This window comes from Nonomuraea soli, assembly GCF_013761175.1.
Classification (GTDB): domain Bacteria; phylum Actinomycetota; class Actinomycetes; order Streptosporangiales; family Streptosporangiaceae; genus Nonomuraea; species Nonomuraea soli.
The window spans coordinates 731,690-754,414 of sequence record NZ_JACDUR010000005.1; the positions used below are offsets into that span (position 1 = coordinate 731,690).

Annotated in this window: 26 protein-coding genes; 8 read left to right on the forward strand and 18 right to left on the reverse strand. The window is 70.4% G+C overall.

What is annotated here, in order from left to right:
- Window positions 1-172: 172 nt before the first annotated feature.
- The 6 genes from rpmF to HNR30_RS26625 all read right to left on the reverse strand — a co-directional run bounded on the left by rpmF (window position 173) and on the right by HNR30_RS26625 (window position 6,038).
- Window positions 173-352, reverse strand: coding sequence for a 50S ribosomal protein L32 (gene rpmF / locus HNR30_RS26600; RefSeq protein WP_139632166.1), 180 nt, complete (start codon window positions 350-352; stop codon window positions 173-175).
- A 1-nt stretch (window position 353) separates the two neighbouring features.
- The gene (locus HNR30_RS26605; RefSeq protein ID WP_376771760.1) at window positions 354-917 is read right to left on the reverse strand and encodes a YceD family protein; all 564 of its coding nucleotides are present in this window, start codon (window positions 915-917) and stop codon (window positions 354-356) included.
- Window positions 918-971: 54 nt separating this feature from the next.
- On the reverse strand, window positions 972-1,448 hold the full coding sequence (gene coaD, locus HNR30_RS26610; protein WP_181612728.1) for a pantetheine-phosphate adenylyltransferase: 477 nt from the start codon (window positions 1,446-1,448) through the stop codon (window positions 972-974).
- A 15-nt stretch (window positions 1,449-1,463) separates the two neighbouring features.
- Window positions 1,464-2,027, reverse strand: a complete 564-nt coding sequence (gene rsmD, locus HNR30_RS26615) for a 16S rRNA (guanine(966)-N(2))-methyltransferase RsmD (protein WP_181612729.1) — start codon at window positions 2,025-2,027, stop codon at window positions 1,464-1,466.
- 254 nt (window positions 2,028-2,281) lie between these two features.
- Window positions 2,282-4,465, reverse strand: a complete 2,184-nt coding sequence (gene recG / locus HNR30_RS26620) for an ATP-dependent DNA helicase RecG (RefSeq protein ID WP_181612730.1) — start codon at window positions 4,463-4,465, stop codon at window positions 2,282-2,284.
- A gap of 37 nt (window positions 4,466-4,502) precedes the next feature.
- Window positions 4,503-6,038 carry a fatty acid kinase ATP-binding subunit FakA gene (locus tag HNR30_RS26625; RefSeq protein ID WP_181612731.1) on the reverse strand — a complete coding sequence of 512 codons (1,536 nt, stop codon included), beginning with the start codon at window positions 6,036-6,038 and terminating at the stop codon, window positions 4,503-4,505.
- 209 nt (window positions 6,039-6,247) lie between these two features.
- Between HNR30_RS26625 and rpmB the strand changes: the two genes are divergently transcribed.
- Window positions 6,248-6,433: a 50S ribosomal protein L28 gene (gene rpmB, locus HNR30_RS26630; protein WP_181612732.1), complete on the forward strand. Its 186-nt coding sequence runs from the start codon at window positions 6,248-6,250 to the stop codon at window positions 6,431-6,433.
- A gap of 52 nt (window positions 6,434-6,485) precedes the next feature.
- Entirely contained in the window at window positions 6,486-6,749 is a 264-nt protein-coding gene (locus HNR30_RS26635) for a hypothetical protein (protein WP_181612733.1), read from the forward strand.
- 32 nt (window positions 6,750-6,781) lie between these two features.
- On the opposite strand, the gene thiD is transcribed toward HNR30_RS26635, so the two are convergent.
- The 3 genes from thiD to HNR30_RS26650 all read right to left on the reverse strand — a co-directional run bounded on the left by thiD (window position 6,782) and on the right by HNR30_RS26650 (window position 9,925).
- Window positions 6,782-7,576 (reverse strand): bifunctional hydroxymethylpyrimidine kinase/phosphomethylpyrimidine kinase, encoded by a 795-nt coding sequence (gene thiD / locus HNR30_RS26640; RefSeq protein ID WP_376771761.1) that lies wholly within the window; start codon window positions 7,574-7,576, stop codon window positions 6,782-6,784.
- A gap of 5 nt (window positions 7,577-7,581) precedes the next feature.
- On the reverse strand, window positions 7,582-8,697 hold the full coding sequence (locus HNR30_RS26645; RefSeq protein WP_181612734.1) for a hypothetical protein: 1,116 nt from the start codon (window positions 8,695-8,697) through the stop codon (window positions 7,582-7,584).
- A 292-nt stretch (window positions 8,698-8,989) separates the two neighbouring features.
- Window positions 8,990-9,925 (reverse strand): thiamine-phosphate kinase, encoded by a 936-nt coding sequence (locus tag HNR30_RS26650; protein ID WP_312894685.1) that lies wholly within the window; start codon window positions 9,923-9,925, stop codon window positions 8,990-8,992.
- An 83-nt stretch (window positions 9,926-10,008) separates the two neighbouring features.
- On the opposite strand from HNR30_RS26650, the gene HNR30_RS26655 reads away from it, so the two are divergent.
- Window positions 10,009-10,242 carry an Lrp/AsnC family transcriptional regulator gene (locus HNR30_RS26655; RefSeq protein ID WP_181612735.1) on the forward strand — a complete coding sequence of 78 codons (234 nt, stop codon included), beginning with the start codon at window positions 10,009-10,011 and terminating at the stop codon, window positions 10,240-10,242.
- The gene (locus HNR30_RS26660; RefSeq protein WP_181612736.1) at window positions 10,239-10,661 is read left to right on the forward strand and encodes a DUF3515 family protein; all 423 of its coding nucleotides are present in this window, start codon (window positions 10,239-10,241) and stop codon (window positions 10,659-10,661) included. The genes HNR30_RS26655 and HNR30_RS26660 overlap by 4 nt, the downstream gene beginning before the upstream one ends.
- 9 nt (window positions 10,662-10,670) lie before the next feature.
- Here the strand turns inward: HNR30_RS26660 and HNR30_RS26665 are convergent, their stop codons facing one another.
- Genes HNR30_RS26665 through HNR30_RS26675 form a run of 3 tightly spaced genes read right to left on the reverse strand, consistent with a single transcriptional unit; the run spans window position 10,671 to window position 13,475 of the window.
- Entirely contained in the window at window positions 10,671-11,750 is a 1,080-nt protein-coding gene (locus HNR30_RS26665) for a D-alanine--D-alanine ligase family protein (protein WP_181612737.1), read from the reverse strand.
- Window positions 11,751-11,761: 11 nt separating this feature from the next.
- On the reverse strand, window positions 11,762-12,772 hold the full coding sequence (locus HNR30_RS26670) for an NAD(P)H-dependent glycerol-3-phosphate dehydrogenase (protein ID WP_181612738.1): 1,011 nt from the start codon (window positions 12,770-12,772) through the stop codon (window positions 11,762-11,764).
- Entirely contained in the window at window positions 12,765-13,475 is a 711-nt protein-coding gene (locus HNR30_RS26675) for a lysophospholipid acyltransferase family protein (RefSeq protein ID WP_181612739.1), read from the reverse strand. Before HNR30_RS26675 ends, HNR30_RS26670 begins: the two co-directional genes overlap by 8 nt.
- A gap of 74 nt (window positions 13,476-13,549) precedes the next feature.
- Here HNR30_RS26675 and cofC point away from each other — a divergent pair, with 74 nt between their 5' ends.
- Entirely contained in the window at window positions 13,550-14,194 is a 645-nt protein-coding gene (gene cofC / locus HNR30_RS26680) for a 2-phospho-L-lactate guanylyltransferase (protein WP_181612740.1), read from the forward strand.
- A 25-nt stretch (window positions 14,195-14,219) separates the two neighbouring features.
- Here the strand turns inward: cofC and HNR30_RS26685 are convergent, their stop codons facing one another.
- The gene (locus HNR30_RS26685; protein ID WP_181612741.1) at window positions 14,220-15,443 is read right to left on the reverse strand and encodes an MFS transporter; all 1,224 of its coding nucleotides are present in this window, start codon (window positions 15,441-15,443) and stop codon (window positions 14,220-14,222) included.
- Window positions 15,444-15,499: 56 nt separating this feature from the next.
- Between HNR30_RS26685 and HNR30_RS26690 the strand changes: the two genes are divergently transcribed.
- Window positions 15,500-15,703 (forward strand): hypothetical protein, encoded by a 204-nt coding sequence (locus HNR30_RS26690; protein ID WP_181612742.1) that lies wholly within the window; start codon window positions 15,500-15,502, stop codon window positions 15,701-15,703.
- 44 nt (window positions 15,704-15,747) lie between these two features.
- Here HNR30_RS26690 and HNR30_RS26695 read toward each other — a convergent pair whose 3' ends face one another.
- From HNR30_RS26695 to leuC, 4 genes are all read right to left on the reverse strand, one after another.
- On the reverse strand, window positions 15,748-16,047 hold the full coding sequence (locus tag HNR30_RS26695; protein WP_181612743.1) for an HU family DNA-binding protein: 300 nt from the start codon (window positions 16,045-16,047) through the stop codon (window positions 15,748-15,750).
- A gap of 90 nt (window positions 16,048-16,137) precedes the next feature.
- Window positions 16,138-16,368 carry an SCO5555 family protein gene (locus HNR30_RS26700; RefSeq protein WP_181612744.1) on the reverse strand — a complete coding sequence of 77 codons (231 nt, stop codon included), beginning with the start codon at window positions 16,366-16,368 and terminating at the stop codon, window positions 16,138-16,140.
- The gene (gene leuD, locus HNR30_RS26705; protein ID WP_181612745.1) at window positions 16,347-16,934 is read right to left on the reverse strand and encodes a 3-isopropylmalate dehydratase small subunit; all 588 of its coding nucleotides are present in this window, start codon (window positions 16,932-16,934) and stop codon (window positions 16,347-16,349) included. The genes HNR30_RS26700 and leuD overlap by 22 nt, the downstream gene beginning before the upstream one ends.
- Window positions 16,935-17,087: 153 nt before the next feature.
- Window positions 17,088-18,452 carry a 3-isopropylmalate dehydratase large subunit gene (leuC, locus tag HNR30_RS26710; RefSeq protein WP_181612746.1) on the reverse strand — a complete coding sequence of 455 codons (1,365 nt, stop codon included), beginning with the start codon at window positions 18,450-18,452 and terminating at the stop codon, window positions 17,088-17,090.
- Between the two features lie 123 nt (window positions 18,453-18,575).
- Here leuC and HNR30_RS26715 point away from each other — a divergent pair, with 123 nt between their 5' ends.
- Both HNR30_RS26715 and HNR30_RS26720 read left to right on the forward strand, forming a co-directional pair.
- Window positions 18,576-19,292, forward strand: a complete 717-nt coding sequence (locus tag HNR30_RS26715; protein ID WP_181612747.1) for an IclR family transcriptional regulator — start codon at window positions 18,576-18,578, stop codon at window positions 19,290-19,292.
- Window positions 19,293-19,924: 632 nt separating this feature from the next.
- Window positions 19,925-21,661: a hypothetical protein gene (locus tag HNR30_RS26720; RefSeq protein WP_181612748.1), complete on the forward strand. Its 1,737-nt coding sequence runs from the start codon at window positions 19,925-19,927 to the stop codon at window positions 21,659-21,661.
- A 252-nt stretch (window positions 21,662-21,913) separates the two neighbouring features.
- Here HNR30_RS26720 and HNR30_RS26725 read toward each other — a convergent pair whose 3' ends face one another.
- The gene (locus HNR30_RS26725; RefSeq protein WP_181612749.1) at window positions 21,914-22,687 is read right to left on the reverse strand and encodes an ABC transporter permease; all 774 of its coding nucleotides are present in this window, start codon (window positions 22,685-22,687) and stop codon (window positions 21,914-21,916) included.
- Between the last annotated feature and the right edge of the window lie 38 nt (window positions 22,688-22,725).

Sequence of the window (22,725 nt, forward strand, 5' to 3'; positions counted from 1 at the left end):
TCGGACATCTTCCAGCGGCGAGCGATGGCTGGGAGATGCCCGAAAACGTGGTGGGCGTCGGGGACACGCTCCGGCGTCCACCACGGCCGCGGGCTGACGAGCCACCGCGTCGCATCATGAACCGCGGATGCCGACCGGCGGAACCGGTCGGCACGTCGACGGTCGTGTGCGATCAGGCAGACGGCTCGATGACCTGGCGACGGTTGTAGGTGCCGCAGGTCGGGCACGCGATGTGCGGCTGCTTGGGCGAACGGCACTGCGGGCAGCTCACCAGCGCGACAGCAGTCGTCTTCCACTGGGAGCGGCGGTGGCGAGTGTTGCTCCGCGACATCTTCCGCTTCGGGACGGCCACGTCACTTCTCCTGATCGTTCTCGGTAACCAAACCTTGCAACGACGCCCAGCGGGCGTCGATCTTCTCGTGCCGGTGATCCGCGCCGGCCTCGGCCAGCCTGATCCCGCACTCCACGCAGAGCCCCTGGCAGTCGTCTTGGCAGACGGGGCTCAGCGGCAGTGCGAGCACCGCCGCGTCGCGGAACGTCGGCTCGAGGTCGAACAGTTCGCCGTCGAGCAGCGAATCCTCCTCCGAGGAATCCTCGTCGGAGTAGAAGAACAGCTCCTGGAGTTCGACCTCGATCTCGTCGGAGACCGGTTCGAGGCACCGCACGCACTCCCCTGCCAGAGGAGCCCGGGCCGTGCCGCTCACGAGCACGCCTTCCATCACCGCTTCGAACCGGAGATCCAGTTCGACTTCGGCGTCCTTGGGAACGCCGATCATGTCGACGCCGAGATCTGCCGGAGCCGGGAGAGACAGATGGATCTCTCGCATCGTGCCCGGCCGCCTGCCCAGATCGTGGGTGGAGAACACCCAGGGTGTGCGGGGGTCGAGGTGCTGAGTCATTCTGCTCTCGCTAGGCATGGCGAAGACCGTCGCCGTCGTACAAGGCCGAATAGAAACAATACCAGGCGCCAGTCAGCCCCTGAGACGCTCAATCAGCAGCTTGTGTACCAGGTCGGGCACGAGACCCGAGACGTCGCCGCCGTAGCGGGCGATTTCCTTCACTCTGCTGGAGCTCAGGAAAGAGTATTCGGGGTTGGTCGGCATGAACAACGTCTCCACGCCGGACAACCGGTAGTTGAGCTGCGCCATCTGCAGCTCGTAGTCGAAGTCGCTGACGACCCGGATGCCCTTGACGATGGCCGGGATGTCGTTGTCCTTGCAGAAGTCGACCAGCAGGCCGTGGAACTTCTCGACCTTGACGTTGGGGTACTCGCGGGTCACGGTCTGAAGGATCTCGATCCGCTCGTCGACCGTGAACAGGCTGCTCTTCTCGATGTTGATAAGCACGGCGACGGTCACCTCGTCATACAACTTGGCCGCACGGCCGATGATGTCGAGGTGGCCGTTGGTGATGGGGTCGAAGGACCCCGGGCAGACCACGCGTCGCAAAACGCCTCCCCGGTTCTAAGGGTTCCCGGCGGCGCGACCGTACCAAACGGCCGCTTCGCCGTAACGACGGACCCTCTCCTCTACGTACCCACTCGGCCAGACCAGGTCGTCTCCCCTGCTCTCGCGTTCGTAGGCGATCACGGCCTCGGGCGCCAGCCAGCCGTTGTCGCGCAGCAGCTCCAGCACCTCTCCTGTGTTGCCCGCGGCGTACGGCGGATCGGCGAAGACGATGTCGTACGGCTCGGCGCACGGCTTGGCGATCACCCGCTCGACCTTGTCGGCCACCACCCGCGCCTCCCGGCCGAAGCCGAGCGTCGCGATGTTGGCCTTGATCGTGCGGACCGCCCTCTGGTCGGCCTCCACCAGCAGGGCGTGCGCGGCGCCGCGGGAGACCGCCTCCAGGCCGATCGCCCCCGACCCGGAGTACAGGTCGAGGAAACGCACCCCCTCCAGCCCCTGGAGCGAGTCGAGCGTCGAGAAGATCCCCTCTCGGGCACGGTCGCTGGTGGGCCTGGTCGCCTTGCCGGGCGGCGCCTGGATCCGCCGCCCTCCGGCGCTCCCCGCGATGATCCGACTCATGCCTCCATCCTCGCAGGTCAAGAGTGGACAAGTGTCGGCCTCGTATGCGCAAGGGTGATTCACAACGCCACCCCGGACCCGCATGATGATGACTGCGGCCTTCGAGGTGACCCACAGGGAGGCCGCCCGGCGTGATCGTGAGCCCTTCCGCACGCCGGAACCCTCGGCACCTGACCCGAGGGTGGGCCCAGGCGGGGACGGCATTCGGGGGGAGGCCGTCCCCGCAGCTGGGCACTTGCCCGGCTGCGGAGCTCTCAGGTCTTCTCCAGGTAGTCGGCCTTCTCGTCGCGCAGCAGCCGGTCGATCTCGGCCCGCAGCCCGGAGTGCCCCTTCATCTCAGGATCCTTGCGCAGCAGCTCCAGCGCCTCGGCTCTCGCCGCCTCGATGACGTCTTCGTCGCGCAGCAGCTGCAGCAGCTTCAGCGACGACCGCTTGCCCGACTGGGCCGCGCCCAGCACGTCGCCTTCGCGCCGCTGCTCCAGGTCGACCCTGGACAGCTCGAACCCGTCGAGGGTGGCGGCGACGGCGTCGAGCCTGGCCCTGGCGGGAGAGTTCTCGGCGAACTCGGTCACCAGCAGGCACAGGCCGGGCAGTCCGCCTCGGCCGACCCGGCCGCGTAGCTGGTGGAGCTGCGAGACGCCGAACCGGTCGGCGTCCATGATGACCATGACCGAGGAGTTGGGCACGTCGACTCCCACCTCGATGACGGTCGTGGCAACCAGCACGTCGACCTCGCCGCGCGAGAACGCCTTCATGATCGCGTCCTTCTCCTCCGGCGGCAGCTTGCCGTGGAGGACCGCGACCCGCAGGCCGCGCAGGGGGCCGCTCGCGAGCAGCTCGGCGACCTCCAGGACCGCCAGCGGCGGACGCCGGTCGTCGCCGCCGGCGGCCGCCGACAGGTCGCCCTCGTCGCCCTCGAGGTCGCCGATGCGCGGGCAGACGATGTAGGCCTGGCGGCCCAGCCCGACCTCCTCGCGCACCCGCTCCCAGGTGCGGTCGAGGTAGTGGGGCTTGTCGGCGGCGGGCACGACGTGCGAGGTGATCGGCGCCCGGCCCGAGGGCAGCTGCGACAGCGTGGAGACCTCGAGGTCGCCGAAGACGGTCATGGCGACCGTGCGCGGGATCGGGGTGGCGGTCATGACCAGCACGTGGGGCCGTCCGCCCGACACCTTCTCGCGCAGCGCGTCGCGCTGCTCGACGCCGAAGCGGTGCTGCTCGTCGACGACGACCAGGCCGAGCTCGGCGAACTGCACGTGTTCCTGCAGCAGCGCGTGGGTGCCGACCACGATGCCCGCGGCGCCCGAGGCGGCGTCGAGCAGGGCCGAGCGGCGGGCGGCGGCGCCCATGGAGCCGGTGAGCAGGCCGACGGTGGTGCCGCCGAACATGCCACCGGCGGCCAGGTCGCCGAGCATGGCGCTGATGGAGCGGTGGTGCTGCTGGGCCAGGACCTCGGTGGGGGCCAGGAGCACGGCCTGGCCGCCGGAGTCGACGACCTGCAGCATGGCGCGCAGCGCGACCACGGTCTTGCCTGCGCCCACCTCGCCCTGGAGCAGCCGGTGCATGGGGTGCTCCAGGGCCAGGTCGCGCGCGATCTCCTCGCCAACGGCCGACTGGCCCTCGGTGAGGTTCCACGGCAGGCGCTCGTCGAACTGGTCGAGCAGCCCTCCCTCGATCCTGGGCCGCGCCTTGGCCGGCCAGGAGGTGGCGGCGATGCGCCGCTGCAGCAGCACCGCCTGCAGCACGAACGCCTCGTCGAACTTCAGCCGCTCGCGCGACCTGGTCACGTCGCCGAAGTCGCGCGGCCGGTGGATGGCCTCCAGCGCCTCGGCCAGCGGCATCAGCCGGTGGCGGGCGCGCACCTCGGCGGGCAGCGGATCGTCGAGGGGTCCGAGCGTGTCGAGCACCACGCCGATCGCCCGCCTGATCACCCAGGGCGTCAGGTCCTTGCCCGCCGGATAGATCGGCACCGGCGCGTTGGCGAACTCCTCGGCCGACGCGGAGCCCGTCTCCTCCTCGAAGAGCTCGAACTCGGGGTGGGCCAGCTGCCAGCGCGGGTGGGCGCGCGAGCCGAACTGCCCGACCTTCCCGGCGAACATGCCGCGCCTGCCCGGCTTGAGCCGCGACTCGGCGACGTGGGAACCCTTGCCGAAGAACGACAGGTAGATCTTCGCGCGGTTGCCGTCGACCACCTCGACCTCGAGCCAGGTGCCGCCGCGGTTGCGCATGGGTTTGCGCATCAGCCTGGTCACCTCGCCCACGACGGTGACGTGCTCGTCGACCTCGAGGGCGTCGATCGCGGTCAGCTCGCCGCGCTCGGCGTAGCGGCGTGGGTAGTGGCGCAACAGATCGCCGACCGTCTCCAGCTCCAGCACCGACTGCAGGAGCTTGGCGGTCTTGGGGTCGAGCGCCTTCCCGAGCGGCTCGTCAAAACGACTCACGCAGTCCGTTCTACCGTGCCCGGCCGACAGGAACGCCCTACTCCACACCGATGAGCAACGGGTATCCGCCCTGACCGCCCTCGTAGACGACCACCTCGACCAGCGGCCCGAGGTGGTCGGCGACCGCCGGGGCCAGAGAAGGCGGCGCGTCCTTGCCGGTGACCAGCGTCACCAGCTCGCCGCCGCCCGCCACCATGCGCTGCACCAGGCGCATGCAAAGCTCGCCGAGATCGGGGCCGAGGTCCACCACGTCGCCGTCGATCAGCCCCAGCACGTCGCCGGGGCGGCACACGCCCACGCTGGTCATCGCCTGGCGGTCGGCGACGGTGACGTGGCCGTACCTGGTGTGCCCGGCGGCGTCGGTCATCGCCACCACGTCGTCGTCGAAGCGCCGCAGCGGGTCGTGGACGGCCAGCGCGGCCAGTCCCTGCACGGTCGCCTTGGTGGGCAGGACGCTGACCACCACGCCGTCCTCGCGGGCGATCTCCGCCGCCGCGATGGCCACCGCGCGCACGCCCTCGTCGTTGGGGAGCACCGCGACCTCGTCGCCCGCGTCCCTGATCGCCGCCAGCATCGCGGGAAGCGGCGGCGAGGTGCCGGGCTCGCGCCTGACCACGACGGCCCCCGCCTCCTCGAACAGCGCCGCGATGCCGTCGCCCGCGGCCACGGCCACCACGCCGCGCCCGGCGTTGCCGCGGTGGGTGCGCTCGGCCAGGTAGGTCACCCTGATGCGGTGCGGGCGGCCCACGCGCAGCCCGGCCTCGATCGCCTGGCCGGCGTCGTCGCAGTGCACGTGCACGTTCCACAGCCCGTCGCCGCCGACGATCACCAGCGAGTCGCCCATCCCGTCGAGCTCGTCGCGCAGGTTGCCCAGCGACGGCGCGTCGAGCAGGTACATGACCTCGTATCCCGCGCCGGCCTCGGTCATCGGCACCACGGGCGCGGTCGGCGCGGGCACCTCGTAGCGCCGCGGCCCCGACCCGGTCAGCACCGACACGAGGGTGTCCAGGATGATCGCCAGGCCCGCCCCTCCCGCGTCGACGACGCCGCTGCGGGCCAGGACCTCCAGCTGCGCGGGTGTACGGCTGAGCGCCGACCGCGCCTCCGCCGCCGCGCATCTGGCGACCTCCTCGAGGTCACCTTCAAGATCTCGTACGGCCACCGCCACGGCTTCGAGGACGCTCAGCACGGTGCCCTCGACGGGCCTGGCCACCGCCCCGCGCGCCAGCTCCGCGCCCCTCACCAGCGCGCCACGCAGGTCGGATTCGCCGTTCTTCAGCACCTCGGCCAGCCCGCGCAGCGCCTGGCTGACGATCACTCCCGAGTTGCCGCGCGCGCCCACCAGCGCGCCGTACGACAGCGTCTGCCACACGACGGCCGCGTCGACGTCGTCGGGAAGCGACTCCACGGCCTCCGCGGCCGACAACATCGTCATGTGCAGGTTCGTGCCCGTGTCGCCGTCGGCGACGGGGAAGACGTTGAGCGCGTCGATCTCCGCCCTGGCCCGGCCCAGCGTGTCAGCCGACAGCCTGGCCCAGCGCCGCACCGCGGGCGGGTCGAGAACCGTGCTCACTCTCGCGCGCTCCTCGGTGTGCGGTATCTTTGATGTCAGGAGAATATCCCCACGAACCGGGCCCTGTTGAGTAGCTCCGCCGAGCTCGCGTGGCACCCATCCGTCCGGATCGGATATCCTCGACTAGCTCGCCGGTTGTCCCGGCATGCCCTCCGCAAGGCCAAGCATCAGCGGAACGGGCTATATCGACTGTTTGAAGGAGCGATACCGTGGCTTCCGTCTGCGATGTCTGCGCCAAGGGCCCGACCTTCGGCAACAACATCTCCCACTCCCACCGCCGCACCCGTCGCCGGTGGAACCCGAACATCCAGACCGTTCGCGCGGTCGTCGGCGGCACGCCGAAGAAGCTGAACGTCTGCACCTCGTGCATCAAGGCCGGCAAGGTCACCCGCTAGGGTCTTCAGCGAGGCGAAGCCCGGCGCACCCCGCCGGGCTTTTGTCATGCCCATGACCAGGAAGCTCCTCGCCGTCCTGGCCGTCGTCGCCGCGCTGCTCGCGGCGTTGTGGGCCATCGGACTCCTCTACACCGGGCCCAGCGAGTTCGCCACCTTCGGCCACACTTGTGTGCACGGTCTGGGCTGCCCGGAGTTCGACGCGCAGGGCGCCTTCACCGGCTTCGCCCAGCCGCTCTGGGCGAAGCTCACCGGCGTCGCGCTGGGTGCGATGGCCGCGGGCGCGATCGTCTGGATCGTGCGGGGCAAGCGGCCCTGACGGCGAGTGGGCGGAGGTCCTGGCGGGTGGGCCTAGCGCCACTTCCAGGCGTGGTCGACCGGGCCGATGCCGCCGCCGAGCGGGAAACCGAGCCCGATCGCCCCCGTGACGTACTCCTTGGCCTTGCCCACCGCTCCCGGCACGTCGTCGCCCAGCGCCAGATGCGAGGCGATCGCCGATGCCAGCGTGCAACCCGTGCCGTGGGTGTGCCGGTTGTCGAGCCGCTCGGCCCTGAACAGGTGTTCCTGGTCACCGTCGGTGAGCAGGTCGACCGGCTCACCCGGCAGATGGCCGCCCTTGATGAGCGCCCAGCGCGGCCCCAGCTCCAGCACGGCGTCTGCGGCGCGCCGCAGGTCGGTCTCCGACTCGACGCGCACGCCCGTGAGCTGCTCGACCTCCCACAAATTGGGCGTGACGACCGTCGCCACCGGCAGCAGCAGCGTCTTGACCGTGTCGACCGCCTCGGGGGCCAGCAGCGGGTCGCCGTGCTTGGAGACGCCCACGGGATCGACCACGACGGGCGCGGGATAGGCGGCCAGCGCGGTGGCGACCGTCTCCACGAGCACGGGAGAGGCCAGCATGCCGGTCTTGATCGCCTGTGCCCCGATGTCGCCGAGCACCGAGTCGAGCTGCGCGCGCACGGCCTCGGGAGGCAGCTCCCAGTAGCCCTGGACACCCAGGGAGTTCTGCGCGGTGACGGCGGCGATGACGCTCATGCCGTGCACGCCCAGAGCCAGCATGGTCTTGAGGTCGGCCTGGATGCCCGCGCCTCCGCCGGAGTCGGATCCGGCGACGGTCAGAACACGTGGAGGGGTACGAAGCGACACGCTTCCTATCCCATCACACACTCCGCGCCGACCACGCCACAGGTCTCGGGCTCCTCCGCCTGGCCGTACGCACTGACGGTCACCGTGGCCTGCCCGCCCTCGGGCAGCTCGCCGGGCAGGTCGAGGATGAGCAGGTCGCCGTCCTGGGTCCAGTTGGCCCCGGCCACGTCGAAGACGTCTCCGGAGACCGGGACGGTGACGGTGGCGGCGCTCAGCGGCGTGCCGGTGTGGTTGGTCACCGACACCTCGGCGGTGTAGCCGCGCCTGCCCTGCTCCAGGAGGTCGAAGGTGACACCGACCTGGCTGCTGCTCTGCCGTCCGAAGGTGTCGGTGGTCGGCTCGACCGTGGGCCGGCTGTCCGCGCCCGGGTCGTCCTGGAAGATGGGAGCGTCCTCCTCCTCGGTGGAGGTGGGCTCGGCGGTCGGCGAGGCGTCCGGGAAGTCCGGGGAGGGCTCGCTGACCGGGCGCTGGGTCTGTTTCAGCCTGCTCTTGGTGGGCGTGGGCCTGGCCGGGCGCGGTGTGGTCGTACGGCCCGGCGTGCGCGCGGTCGGTGACTCCTCCGACTCCGGGGTCTGGTCCGCCTCGGTCTGGGGGCTCTCGTCGGCCGCGCCGGAATCGGAGACGGTCGGCATGGGCTGGCCCGAGGCCGCCTGGCAGGAGTCGCCCGTGCACTCGGCGGGCGCCGACGAGCTCATCATCCGCACGCCGACCACGGAGCCGCCGAGCACCACCGCGACCGCGGCCACGGCCAGCAGGGCCGCCTTGCCCCTGCCCTGAGCGCCTCCGGGCGGCCGGCCGCCGGAACGGGGGCGACGCCGTCCGCGCCTGCGACCTTCGTCGTCAGGGAGTTCCTCGCCTCCGGACCAGCCCGAGTCGTCGTTGCTCCAGCCGGAGCCCAGGAAGGCGGTCTGGGTCTCCGCCCACGCCGGGACGGGCGCTCCGGCGACCTTGACGTCGCCGGGCTCGGGGGGCGGGGCGTTGAAGGAGGCCCGCTGGTCCCAGGGGACCTCGGCGCTCTCCTCCCCCTGACGGGGGCCCTGCTGATGCGCCTGATGGCGGCTCTCCTGCGGAGGCAGGTGGTAGGGCTGCTCCGGGGCAGGCCTGGCCCATTGGCCGGTCACCGCCGGCCGGTCGGGCGGTTGCGGCCATGCGGGCTGAGGAGCGGGCTGAGGAGCGGGCTGCTGGGGGTCGGGCCGTTCGGCCGGCCAGAACGCCCCTGTCGAGACGGCTTCCTCCGACCAGGACCACGAGGCCCTCGGATCGGTCTGATCCGCCCCACGCTGATATTCGCTCTCCGATCCACCGCTGCCGTGGCGGCCCATAGTCGCCCTTTCTGCCGGGTACAGTGGCCGCCAAACTTCATAACACCTTTACTACGCCTTTGTCACAACTTTCTCGCCTGTCACGCGAGAGTCATGACATGTCAGGCCCGAAGTGATCCCAGCCCCGCGCGGGCGCGACACGCCCAGCGACCTGCACTCCCTCGCCCTCGACGACCCTGCCTGCAACGTTCCAGCCAGGCGTGAGGCATATGTCACTCGGAAAGACCGCCGCGAGCGCGTGGTCCTCCCCTCCGGCCAGCACCCAGTCGAGCGGGTCGGCCCCCACCTCGGCCGCGGCCCGGACCACCGCGTCGCCGGCCCGCAGCAGCTCGGGGTCGAGCACGATGCCCACCGCGCTGGCCGCCGCGATGTGCCCGAGATCCTGCACCAGACCGTCGCTGACGTCGAGCATCGCGGTCGCGCCCAGCCGCGCGGCCTCGGGTCCTGACGCGTACGGCGGGCGGGGCCGGCGATGCACCTCGACGGCCTCGCCCGAGGCGTCCCCGCCGTACTTCTCCAGCAGGGCCAGCCCGGCCGCCGAATACCCCAGCAGCCCGCTCACCGCCACGACCTGCCCCGGCCTGGCCCCCGAGCGCAGCACGGGAGCCCGCCCCTCCAGGTCGCCCATGACGGTCACGCCCAGCACGACCAGCGGGCAGCGGGTGATGTCGCCGCCCGCCACGCTCGCCCCCACCAGCGCGCACTCGTCGCGCAGCCCGTCGGTCAGCGCCTCCAGCCATTCGACGGGCAGATCGGCGGGCAGCCCGAGCCCGACCACGATGGCGGTCGGCACGGCGCCCATGGCGGCCGCGTCGGCCAGGTTCTGGGCCGCGGCCTTCCGGCCGATGTCGTACCCGCTGGACCAATCGCGGCGAAAGTGCCTACCCTCGATCAACAGATCAGTTGACACGACGACACGCCCATCGGAGGCGCTGATCATCGCAGCATCGTCACCGGGACCGACCAGGACCGGCGCGCCTTGCGGCAGACGAGCGGTAATGCGGCCTATAGCACCAAATTCGCCAATATTTCCAACTGTGATGACGCACCTCCAACAGGCAACAGGGTACGGTGGCCCTTCGGCGTGATCCAATTGCCCGGGAGGACGCAATGGTGCAGGCCTACATCCTGATTCAGACCGAGGTTGGCAAGGCGGCCGACGTGGCCAGAGAGATCGCCGCGATCCAGGGGGTCACGCAGGCCGAGGACGTCACCGGCCCGTACGACGTGATCGTGCGCGCCGAGGCCAGGAACGTGGACGAACTCGGCAAACTCGTCGTCGCCCAGATCCAGGCCGTGGACGGCATCACCCGCACTCTGACGTGCCCTATCGTGCACATATGAGAAGCTTCGCCCTGCTCACCCTGTTCGCGCTCGCCGGTTGCGGCGCAGCCGTACAGGTGGAACCCCCGGTTCCGCAGGGCGAGGCGGCGGCGGCGTGCGCCCGCCTCGACGGATCTCTGCCCGCGCAGCTCGCCGGGCTGGAGCGCGGCCGGTCCAGCCCGGAGTCGGCCTACGTCGCCGTCTGGGGGGACGGCGAGATCGCGCTGCGCTGCGGCGTGTCCAGGCCCAGCCAGATGGCGCCCACCGACCAGCTCCTGGAGATCAACGGGGTGGGCTGGTACGCCGACCCCGACACACCGACCCTCTTCACGGCCGTCACCGACACGGCCTACGTCGAGGTGACCGCCGCGCGCACGCACGAACCCGCCGAGGTCCTGGCCGACCTGTCGGAGCCGGTGAAGACGGCCACCACCGGCTGACAGGAGCGGTCAGCGCAGGCCGGGCTCGCGTCGCAGCGCCAGCTGGATGAGGTGGTCGACGAGCTGCGGGTAGTCGATCCCCGAGTGCGCCAGCAGCTGCGGCGCCACCGACAACGAGGTGAAACCGGGCAGCGTGTTGATCTCGTTGAAGACCAGTTTGCCCTCGGGGGTGTAGAAGAAGTCGACCCGGGAGACCCCCTCGCAGCCCAGCGTCTCGTAGGCCTTGACCGCCATCGCGCGCAGCTCCTCGGCGACCTCCTTGGGCAGATCGGCCGGGACGGTCAGCGACATCTGCTCCGGGTAGTACTTGGCCTCGAAGTCGAAGAAGTCCTGCCCGCCCTCGACGATGACCTCTCCTGGCTGGGAGGCCAGCGGCGGCTGGTCGTCGAGCTGCTCCAGCACAGCGCACTCGACCTCACGCCCGCTGATGGCCGCCTCGATCAGCACCTTGGGGTCGTGCTCGCGGGCCAGCTCGACCGCCGCTTCCAGCGACGCGCGGTCGTGCGCCTTGGAGATGCCGCGCGACGACCCCGCCCTGGCCGGCTTCACGAAGACCGGCCAGCCCAGCTCCTCGGCCTCCTTGAGCACCCGCTCCTTGTCGAGGCGCCAGTCGCGCTCACGCACCACCACGTAGCGGCCGATGGGCAGCCCGGCGGCCGCCATGACGGTCTTCATGAAGGCCTTGTCCATGCCGGCGGCGCTGGCCAGCACCCCGGAGCCGACGTAACGCACGCCGGCCATCTCCAGCAGGCCCTGGATGGTGCCGTCCTCGGCGAACGGGCCGTGCATCACCGGGAAGACCACGTCGACCTCGCCGAGGCCCTGGCCCGGCTCGATCGAGACCAGCCGGCTGGACGGCAGCGCCACCAGCGTGCCCGACTCGTCGACCACGGGCAGCTGCCCGCCCTCGATAGCGTAGCGCTGGTCCCCGCCGACGAGCACCCACCGGCCGTCCTGGGTGATCCCGATCGGGATCACGTCATACTTGCTGGAGTCGATGGCCTGCAGCACACTGCCCGCCCCCATGAGGGAGACGGCGTGCTCCGAATTCCGACCACCGAAAACGACGGCTACGCGTGGCTTGCTCATGTAAACCGAATCTACACGCCATACCGCTCAGGCTTGGGTGAGCGCGACATGAGCAACACGCCCGCTTCCGCCGGAGCCATCCCGTCGTGCACCACTCCGACGACCACCTCGGTGATCGGCATCTCCACATCGTGCTTGCGTGCCAGCTCCAGCACCGATTCCGCGGACTTGACGCCCTCGACGGTCTGCTTGGTGGAGGCGATGGCCTCCTCCAGCGTCATGCCGCGGCCCAGCTTCTCGCCGAAGGTGCGGTTGCGCGCCAGCGGCGAGTTGCAGCTGGCGATGAGGTCGCCCATGCCCGCCAGCCCCGCGAAGGTGTGCGGGTCGGCCCCGAGCGCCGCGCCCAGACGCGAGATCTCGGCCAAGCCGCGCGTCATCATGAGCGCGCTGACGTTGTCGCCCATGCCCATGCCCTGGGCGACACCGATCGCCAGCGCGATCACGTTCTTGATCGCGCCCCCGAGCTCCACGCCGACCACGTCGGGATTGGTGTAGGCGCGGAACCACGGCGGCACGTGGCAGGCCTGCTGCAGCCGGTCCATCACCTGCTCGTCGACGCACGACACCACGGTCGCGGACGGCTGGCCGCGGACGATCTCGCCGACGAGGTTCGGCCCCGAGACGACGGCCACCTGCTCGGCGGGCAGCTCCGCCACCTCCGCGATGACCTCGCTCATCCGCTTGGTGGTGCCCAGCTCGATGCCCTTCATCAGGCTGACCAGCACCGCCCCCTCGGGCAGGTGCGGCTTCCACGCCGTGAGGTTCTCGCGCAACGTCTGCGAAGGTACGGCCAGCACGACGAAGTCGGCGCCCTGGAGCGCCTCGGCGGCGTCGGTGGTGGCGCGCAGCGTGTCGGGCAACTTGACGCCGGGCAGGTAGTCGGGGTTCTCGTGCCGCTCGTTGATCGCCTCGACGATCTCGGCGCGACGCCCCTGGATGACCGTCTCCGTGCCGGCCTTCTCCAGGATCATCGCGAAGGCCGTGCCCCACGATCCGGCTCCGAACACCGCGGCCCTAGTCATCGGAGGGCTCCCACGGCTTCTCCGGCGCCTTCTCGCCGCGCAGCTCGGCCAGCTGGTGGGTGATGGCCATCATGATGTCGTTGGTGGCCTCCTTGAGCACCTTGCCGCGCATCGGCTGGCCTTCGTACTTCGACAGGTCGACCGGCTCGCCCACCGAGACCGCGAAGGTCTTGCGAGGGAACGGCTTGGGCTTCGACGAGCCGTACGGCAGCAGCTCCTGCGCGCCCCAGTGGGCCACGGGGATGACCTTCGCGCCGGTCTCCAGCGCCAGCCGCGCCACGCCGGTCTTGCCCTGCATGGGCCACAGCTCGGGGTCGCGGGTGCAGGTGCCCTCGGGGTAGAACAGCACGGCTGCGCCGTTCCTGAGCCGCTCACGCGAGATGTCGAGCGACTTGGCCGCGTCGGTGCTGCCCCGGTAGACGGGGATCGCCAGCAGCGCCTTGACCGCCACCCGCAGCACCGGCACCTCGAACAGGCCCGACTTGGCCAGGATGACCGGCCAGCGGCCGTTGTTGTAGAGGAAGTGCGAGATCAGCACCGGATCCGACCACGACAGGTGGTTCGCCGCGATGATCAGCCCGCCCTGCCGGGGCACCCGCTCGCCGTGGCGCCAGTCCTTCTTCACCAGCAGCCGCGAGAGCGGCTTGACGATCACTACGGCCAGCCACTCCCAGAAGCGGGTCGGTCGGTTGGGACGACTCACGGACTTTCCTCCAACAAACGCACGGATTGCGCCCCAATGTTCACACACGACGTTGAGCCGCGATAGTTAACTCTATGAGCAACCGCTGGTCCCTGGTCATCCCGGTGAAGACCCTGGTCGCCGCGAAGACCCGGCTGGCAGCCGCGCTGGGGCCGCATCGCGAGCGCCTGGCCGTCGCCGTCGCCTGCGACACGGCTTCCGCCGCCCTCTCCTGCCCCGGCGTGGCGCGGGTCATCGTCGTCACCGCCGATCCCCTGGCCGCGGGGCCGCTGGGCGAGCTCGGGGCCGTGGTGGTCCACGACCCGGACCGCGGGCTCAACACCGCACTGCGCACCGGAGCCGCCCATGCCGTACGGCTGGCGCCGGACGATCCGGTGGGCGCCCTGCAGGCCGACCTGCCCGCGCTGCGCCCCTCCGAGCTGGCACGGGTGCTGGAGCAGGACTTCGAGCAGGGGTTCGTGCCCGACGCGCTGGAGGTGGGCACGACCTTCTACGGCGTACGGCCCGGCGTGCCGTTCACCCCGCGCTTCGGCGGCGAGTCGAGGGCCAGGCACCTGGCGGGAGGGGCGAAGGAACTGGCGCTCGACGGCATCGACTCGGTGCGCCGCGACGTCGACACGCCCGACGACCTGGCCGCGGCCATCGGGCTCGGGCTCGGACGGCACACCGCCGCGGTGGTCGGGGAGCTGGAGCGGGCCGGACGGTGGCCGGTGCGCTGACCGCCTGTGCCGTGGCCCGGGCGGCTCATAGTTTCAGGTCGCGCGTGGGCAGGTGGAGCGTGATCGGCAGGTGGGCCGCGGTGACGATCAGGCAGGTGATCCAGAGCATCGTGGAGATCGGCAGCGACTCCGCGAGCAGGCCGGCCAGCACGCTGCCGATCGGCATCATGCTCCACATCAGGAAGCGCATGCTGGCGTTCATGCGGCCCCGCAGATGGTCGGGCGTGACCGCCTGGCGGTAGCTGGCCTGGCCGACGTTGAAGACGACCGCGGCGATCAGCCAGGTCAGGGTGCCCAGAGGGTAGAGCGCCAGCTGCCAGCCCGGCCCCGAGAACGGGATGATCAGCGGGAAGACCATCGCCAGCAGCGCCCCGCCGTACATGGCCCTGCCGAGGCCGAACCGCTCCACGACCTTGGGGGCGATCAGGGCGCCGACCACGCCGCCGATGCCGTACGTGGAGACGATCAGCCCGTAGACGGCGGCGCTGACCCCGATCTCGTCGATCAGGAAGAGCGGCTGCACGACGGCCCAGAAGCCGTTGGCGAGCATGTTGAGGCCACCGACCATGGCCACCCGGCGCAGGATCGGGTGGCCGAGCACGTAGCGGATGCCCTCCAGCAGTTCGGCCCTGAGGCTGCGCCGCTCCTGGGCGGGCCTGACCTTCTCGGCGGCCTTCAGGCCTCTGAGCAGGAACGCCGACGCCAGGTAGCTCAACGCGTCGGCCGCCAGGGCGATGGGCGCGGTCAGGATCTGCACCATCGCGCCGCCCACGCCCGGCCCCGCCACGCCCGCGACGCTGCGCAGGCTCTCCAGCATGCCGATGGCCTTGGCCAGGACTCCCTTGTCGATGATCGACGGCAGGAAGCTCATGTGGGCGACGTCGAAGAAGACCGCGCAGACGCCCACGACCAACGCCACCACGTACAGGTGGGGCAGGGTCAGGTGGCCCAGCACCGCCGCCAGCGGGACGCTGCCCAGCGCGGCCGCGCGCACCAGATCGGTGACGATGAGGATCGGCCGCCGCCGCATACGGTCCACCCAGACGCCCGCGGGCAGGCCCACCAGCAGGAACGGGATCATCTCCACCGCGGTGAGCAGGCCCAGCTGGAACGGCGTCGCGTCGAGGGTGATCAGGGCGACCAGAGGGAGGGCGACCAGCGTGACCTGGGTGCCGAACTGGCTCAGCACGTCGGCGCCGAGATAGCGGCGGTAGGCCGCATTCCTCCACAAGCTCTCCTGGGCGACCATGAAGATCGATCCTGCGTGGCTGTGGCGGCGGGGTCAACCCGATTACGCTGGGACCCGTGCAGGGAACGGTGCGAACCTTCGATCCGGCCACCCGCAGCGGGACGGTCTTCCTCGACGACGGCACGGTGCTGGAATTCGGCACCCGCGCCTTTGACGCGGGGCCGCTGCGGCTGCTGCGTTCGGGACAGCGGGTCAATCTCGTGCTGACCGGCGAAGAGATCAGCTATGTGACGCTGTCGACTTTTCCGGTCCCGGAATAGAAAACGGCCCCCGCATACGCGGAGGCCGTTTCCTGGGTGAATCGTTACTTCTTCTTGGAAGCCTTCTTGCCGCCGGCGTTCACCAGCTCCTTGAAGTCGGAGCCGGGACGGAACTTGGGCGCCCAGCTCTCGGCGACCTTGATCTCGGCGCCGGTGGAAGGGTTCCTCGCCGTGCGAGCCGGCTTGTGAACCATCTCGAACGCGCCGAAGCCGGTGATCGAGACCTTGTCACCGCTCGCCACGGCACCCTGAATCGCCTCGAGAATCGCGTTGACGGCCTCAGTGGCCGTCTTCTTGTCGCCCACCTTCGGCGCGATGGCGTCGACGAGTTCCCGCTTGTTCATCTATCCCCCTGAATTGGCGCGGGGTTCCAGCACAGACGTCCACGTAGAAACCCCTTACGCGCTCGAAATTAAGGCCGATTGCTGGGGAACTCAATCACCAAGCGCGTTTTCTTGACTGCGTGGCGTGTCGGGAAGATCAGCCAGGAAGGCGTCGAGCCGGGCTCCCGCCCGGCCGGGATCACGCTTGGCGAGGTCGCAGATCGCCAGAAAACGCCGCTGCTGCGCGGGCGTGAGCAGGCGGACGCGGCGGTGCGCATCGCGCAACCGCCGCGCCAGATCGTCTTCTTCTAGATGCTCGTCTAGACGGTCGTCGGCAGCCATGACTGCCGACCATTCTCGTACGTGGCGATGTCGTCGGCGTGACGCAGGGTCAGGCCGATGTCGTCGAGGCCCTCCATCAGGCGCCAGCGGGTGTAGTCGTCGATCTCGAAAGAGTGGGCCTCGCCGGCGACCCTGACCTCGCGCTTGTCCAGGTCGACGGTGATCTCCGTGGAGGGGTCGGCCTCGACCAGATCGTGCAGGTGCTCGACGACCTTCTCGTCGAGGATGACCGGCAGGAGGCCCATCTTGGTGGAGTTGTTGCGGAAGATGTCGCCGAACCTGGCGGCGATCACGGCGCGGAAGCCGTACTGCTGGATCGCCCAGACGGCGTGCTCGCGACTGGAACCGGTGCCGAAGTCGGGGCCGGCCAGCAGGATCGTGGCGCCGGCGTAGGTGTCCTGGTTGAGGACGAAGGCCGGGTCCTCGCGCCAGGCGGAGAACAGCCCCTTCTCGAAGCCGGTACGGCTGACCTGCTTGAGCCAGACGGCGGGGATGATCTGGTCGGTGTCGACGTTGCTGCGGCGCAGGGGCACCGCTGTGCCGGTGTGGGTGGTGAATGCGTCCATGTCGTGGTCTCTTCTCCTGGGCAGGGCGTGGTCAGGGGCGGTCGGCTGTCGCTCGGCCGTTCCGGGCTTTCCTGGGAGGCCGATCGGCTTCGCTGTGCCGTACGGGTCTCCTCTTCGAAGGCCAATCGGCTTCGCTGTGCCGTACGGGCCTCGTCAGAGGTCTGCCGGTGCGGTCAGCTTTCCGGTGACGGCGGTCGCCGCCGCGACCTGCGGTGACACCAGGTGCGTGCGGCCACCCTTGCCCTGCCTGCCCTCGAAGTTGCGGTTGGAGGTGGAGGCGCTGCGCTCCCCCGGCTGCAACGTGTCGGGGTTCATGCCCAGGCACATCGAGCACCCGGCCTGGCGCCACTCGGCACCCGCCTCGATGAAGACCTTGTCGAGGCCCTCCTTCTCGGCCTCCAGCTTGACCAGCATCGAGCCAGGCACGATCAGCGTGCGGGCCTTGACCTGCCGGCCCTTGAGGATGTCGGCGACCGCCCGCAGGTCCTCGATGCGGCCGTTGGTGCACGAACCCACGAACACCGTGTCGACCTGGATGTCGCTCAGCGGGGTGCCCGCCGTCAGCCCCATGTACTGCAGGGCCCGCTCGTCCTCGCTGTTGCGCGGCGACGGGATCGGGGTGTTCAGCGGGGCGCCCTGGCCGGGGTTGGTCCCCCACGTCACGAATGGGCTGAGCTCGGCCGCTTCGATCTCCACGACCCGGTCGAAGACCGCGTCGTCGTCGGTGCGCAGCGTCTTCCAGTGCTCGACCGCCTTGTCCCAGTCGTCGCCCTGGGGCGCGTGGGCGCGGCCCTTCAGGTAGGCGAAGGTGGTCTCGTCGGGGGCGATCATGCCCGCCCTGGCGCCGGCCTCGATGGACATGTTGCAGATGGTCATCCGGCCCTCCATGGAGAGCTTGCGGATGGCCTCGCCGCGGTACTCCACGATGTAGCCCTGGCCGCCGCCCGTGCCGATCTTGGCGATGATCGCCAGGATCAGGTCCTTGGCCGTGACGCCCGCGGGCAGGTCGCCCTTGACCTCGATGGCCATCGTTTTCGGGCGGTAGGCGGGCAGCGTCTGGGTCGCCAGCACGTGCTCGACCTCGGAGGTGCCGATGCCGAACGCGATGCCGCCGAACGCGCCGTGGGTGGAGGTGTGCGAGTCACCGCAGACGATCGTCATGCCGGGCTGGGTCAGGCCGAACTGCGGCCCGATGATGTGCACCACGCCCTGGCCGGCGTCACCCATCGGATGCAGCCGGACGCCGAACTCGGCGGCGTTCTTGCGCAGCGTCTCGACCTGCGTCTTGGAGACCGGGTCCTCGATCGGGCCGAGCACCGTGGGAACGTTGTGGTCCTCGGTGGCGATGGTGAGATCGGGGCGCCGCACCTTCCGACCGGCCATGCGCAGGCCGTCGAAGGCCTGGGGGCTGGTGACCTCGTGAATGAGGTGCAGGTCGATGAAGAGCAGGTCGGGTTCGCCCTCGGCACGTCGAACGACGTGTTGCTCCCAGACCTTCTCCGCCAGTGTGCGGCCCATGTTCTCCTCCTTCGATCGCGACCTGCCGGGAATTCCGGTCAGCGCCCTTGCCTTCCGCCCTTTTGCAGGTCGCAGGGACCCACCGACTTGCTTTCTCGTATGCTGAGACGGCAGTATCGGTACATGGACAACTCTAGCGGAGTCGGAGTACTCGACAAGGCCGTTTTGGTGCTGAACGCCCTCGAAGCGGGCCCAGCCTCGCTCGCGCAACTGGTCCAGGCGACCGGTTTGGCCAGGCCCACAGCGCATCGGCTGGCCGTCGCCCTGGAATTTCACCGTTTCGTATCGCGAGACACCCAAGGCCGCTTCGTGCTCGGGCCCCGCCTTTCCGAGTTGTCCACGGCGGCCGGCGAGGACCGGCTGCTGGCCGTGGCCTCCCCCGTGCTGACCCAGTTGCGCGACCTGACCGGGGAGAGCGCCCAGCTCTACCGGCGCCAGGGCGACGAGAGGGTGTGCGTGGCCGCCGCCGAACGGGCCAGCGGACTCCGTGACACCGTGCCCGTCGGCTCCGCGCTTCCCATGAGCGCGGGGTCTGCGGCCCAGATCCTGCTCGCATGGGAGGAGCCCGACCGGCTGCACCGGGGGTTGCGGGGGGCCAAGTTCACCGCCGCCACGCTCGCATCGGTACGGCGGCGCGGATGGGCGCACAGCGTGGGTGAGCGGGAGAACGGGGTGGCCAGCGTGTCGGCGCCCATCCGGGGGGCTGGGGGGAAGGTGATCGCGGCGGTGTCGGTTTCCGGGCCGATAGAGCGGTTGACGAGGACGCCGGGACGGCTGCACGCGGTGCCGGTGATGTCGGCGGCGGAGCGGATCACGGAGGCCATGCGGCGGTCGTCTTGAGGGCGGTCGTCTCGAGGCCAGCCGTCTCGAGGCCAGCCGTCTCGAGCCCACCCGTCTCGAGGCCAGTCGCCTTGAGGCCAGCCGTCTCGAGGCCAGCCGCCTTGAGGGACGCGAGTTCCGTCTACGCGCTGTGACGCGGGACCGCCGACGACGCCGGTCCGCCCACACCCTCGCCGCATGGCCAGGTCCTGCCCCTCGCAAGCCCACACCCTCACCGACCCGACGCCGCGCCGCGCCCGCCTACCTCGCGAGCCAGCTCCCCACCCCCATGCTCCCCAGCCGACTCCCCAACTTCCCCGCCTCCCCACCCGGCTCCCCGCCGGCTCCCCACCCCTGGGCCGCTCTCACCTCCCTACCTCCGCGCCGTTCCCACCTGCCGAGCCGACTCCCTACCTCGGCGTAGCACCCGCCTGCCGAGCCAACCCCCCACCCCGGGCCGCTTCCACCTCCCACGCGGACTCTCCGCCTCCACCCCTCTCACAAAGCCGCTCCCCCGCCCCCTCCCGCAAAGTCGCTCCCCCGCCCCTGCCACCCCCGTGGCACCCCGCCAACCAGCCCTTAGGCCGGGCGGACGCGGCATTGCTGACGATTTCCCGAAGCGAGCGCCCTCTCAGGCGCACTAGCCTGGTCGGGTGACAGATCGCATCGAGGTAGCCGCCACTGAGCTGCGACCCCTGCTCGAGGAGTTCATCGTCTGGGCCCGCACCAACGAGCCCGACATCGCGCCTGAACTCGTCGGCCCCGCCGTGCTGTGGCACCGGTTGGCTTTCTCCGACGACGCCGGCATCTGGAAGGCCGACACCCTGCGTGAGCTGCTGCTCGAGCGCATGCCCACGGTCGTCGACGACCCCGATGCCGCCGCCGACGGCCTGATCCAGGCCTTGGAGGCCTACCTGACCTTCCTGTCCCAGACCGGCAGAATGCACCAGCGCGCCGACTCTTTCGACCGGCTGCGCTCGGAGCTGCTCGCCCTCGAGGACGACTTCGTCGACGCGATGGAAGACCTGATCGACTCCGATTCCCCCTCCGAGGGCGACGACGAGGAGGAGATCGCCGACCTCGGTGACTTCGAGCTGTTCGCCGACGAGCTCGCCGAGCTCGACACCATCCGCCTGCGCCCCGACGCCGAGCTGGCCGACGCCGCGCGTGCCGTACCTCTGCTCGCCAAGGCGCGCGACCTGGCGCTGTGGGTCGGGCCGTCGCGGCAGGTCGGCGAGGAGAGCCTGCTGACCGACGCCGAGGTCGAGGAGGCCCTGTCTGTCGTCGGCCTGCCCCGGCCCTCCGCCGCCGGGCCGCTCGCCCAGGCCGTGCCGCAGTTGTGGAACATCTGGAACCTCGCCGTCGATCTGGAGTTCCTCGAGCCGGGCGACGACGACACGGTCAGCGTGCGCACCGACACCGCCGACTGGCCCTTCGACGACGACGAGGACGTGCTCGACGCCTGGGCGCTCGGCCTGCAGTCGGTCGACTACGCCGACCCGGAGCTGCCCGACGAGGACCTCACGCTCGTCCTCACGGGGCTGACCCGCGGGGTGCTCGTGCGCCTGCTGCTCGCCGGCGGCTCCCTGGAGCTCGCAAACCTGCGCACCGACCTCGAGGCGGCCGCCGCCGACCTCGACGAGCTCGGCCCCGACGCGTGGGCCGCCGCCACCTCGTTGTACGGCGACCCGCTCGCGCCCGTCATCGACTGGCTCGTGGGGTACGGCATGGCCGTCGTGTCGGGCACCTCCCTGGTGCTCACCCCTCTCGGTGTCGACGGTGTGGTGCACCTGATCGACGACGCCGACATCGAGGTCGACGCACGACCGGCCATCGACTCGATGAACGCCCTCGACCTGCTGGCCCTGAGCGCCGATCTGCCGGAGGAGGAGGCCGACGCCGAGCTCGCGGCCTGGATGGAGCTCCGCGATCCCGCCAAGGCCGCCTCGGAACTGCTCGAGGCCGCCACCGCCGACCCGGCGGACGCCCTCATCCGTGTGCAGGCCGCCTCCGTCGTGGGGGCTCTCGGCGAGGCAGCCACCCCCGCGTGGAAGGCGGCGCTCTCCGAGCCCTCGCTCCGGCCGTACGCCGCCACCCACCTCACCCAGCTCGGCGTGGCCGACGCTCCCGAGCCGACGCAGGACGACACTCACTGGCTCATCTTGGACATGTGGACCATCTCCGCGGGGCTCGGCCGCTCGGAGTTCGTGAGCAGCTTGAGGGACATCGGGCCTGATCTGCTGAACAACCTGCTGGAGGTGGTTTGGAAGATTCCTCACGCGCATGTGGAGGAGCTTCTGGACCTCATCTCGCAGGTGCACCCGGACAAGCAGGTCGCCAAGGCCGCCAAGCGGGCGTTGTTCAAGACCCGCTCGGCCACCGGCCACTAGAGCCCGGCTGGTGCCCGGAGCCAGCGTTAGGGCGGGCTTCGGGCGCTGGTGAGCCGCCGCCCCCCTTGGAGACCCGCCCTGGCGTGTCCCCTCGGAGATCGGGCCTGAGGTGCTCTCTCGGAGATCGGCTCTGGGGTGCTCCCTCGGAGGCCGACTCTGGGGTGCTCTTTCGGAGACCAAGCCTGGTGTGCTCCCTCAGAGACCAAGCCTGGTGTGCTCCCCCGGACGCCGGGGCTGGCGGGCTTGTGCTTGTCAGGCGTCGCGGTGTCGTAAGAGCCAGCGGCCCAGCGCGATGGCGGCGGTCGCCCAGGCGGCGAACACCCCCAGCCCTCCCCAAGGGCTGATGGGAAACGCCGCCAGGTCGGTCGTCGCCTGGATCGTCAGCCCGGCGTTGGTGGGCGCGAGCCTGAAGATCCACTCCTTCATGTCCGGGTTGCTGATCAAGACCAGGAGGCTCGGCACGTAGAGCACCGCCAGCACGCTCCCGGTGGCGGCCGCGGTGTCGCGGACCGCTGCCGCGATTCCGACGCTGAGCAGGGCGATCAGCCCCAGGTACAGCACCGAGCCGACGGCGGCGCGCAGGCTGGGGCCGTGGGTGAGGGACGGCAGCGCGTATCCGTGGACGAAGGTGTATCCGGTGTCGGGCAGGATGAGCCGCGCCGCGAGGATCGAGCCCAGGACCCCGGCCGTCCCCGCGGCCAGGGTCGTGCCCGTGACGAGGATCGCCTTGGCCGCGAGCACCCTTCCGCGGGTAGGCATCGCCGTCAGGGTGGTCTGGATCAGCCCGGTGCTGTATTCGCCGCTGACCACCGCGATGGCCAGGAGGGCGACCAAAGCCTGGCTCAGCTGCACGCCGCTGAGGCTGATCCGGGCGGGGTCGTAGGAGCACTGACCGAACGGGCAGGTCATGACGGCGCTCGCCGCCGCGCCCACGGCCACCGTCAGTAGCGCCACACCCAGTAGCAACCATGCTGGACCCGCCACCGTGCGCATCTTGGTCCACTCGGCGTGCAGTTCGCGCCTCATCGTGGCTCCCCTCGGCTCAGGCGTCATCGCTCGCACGT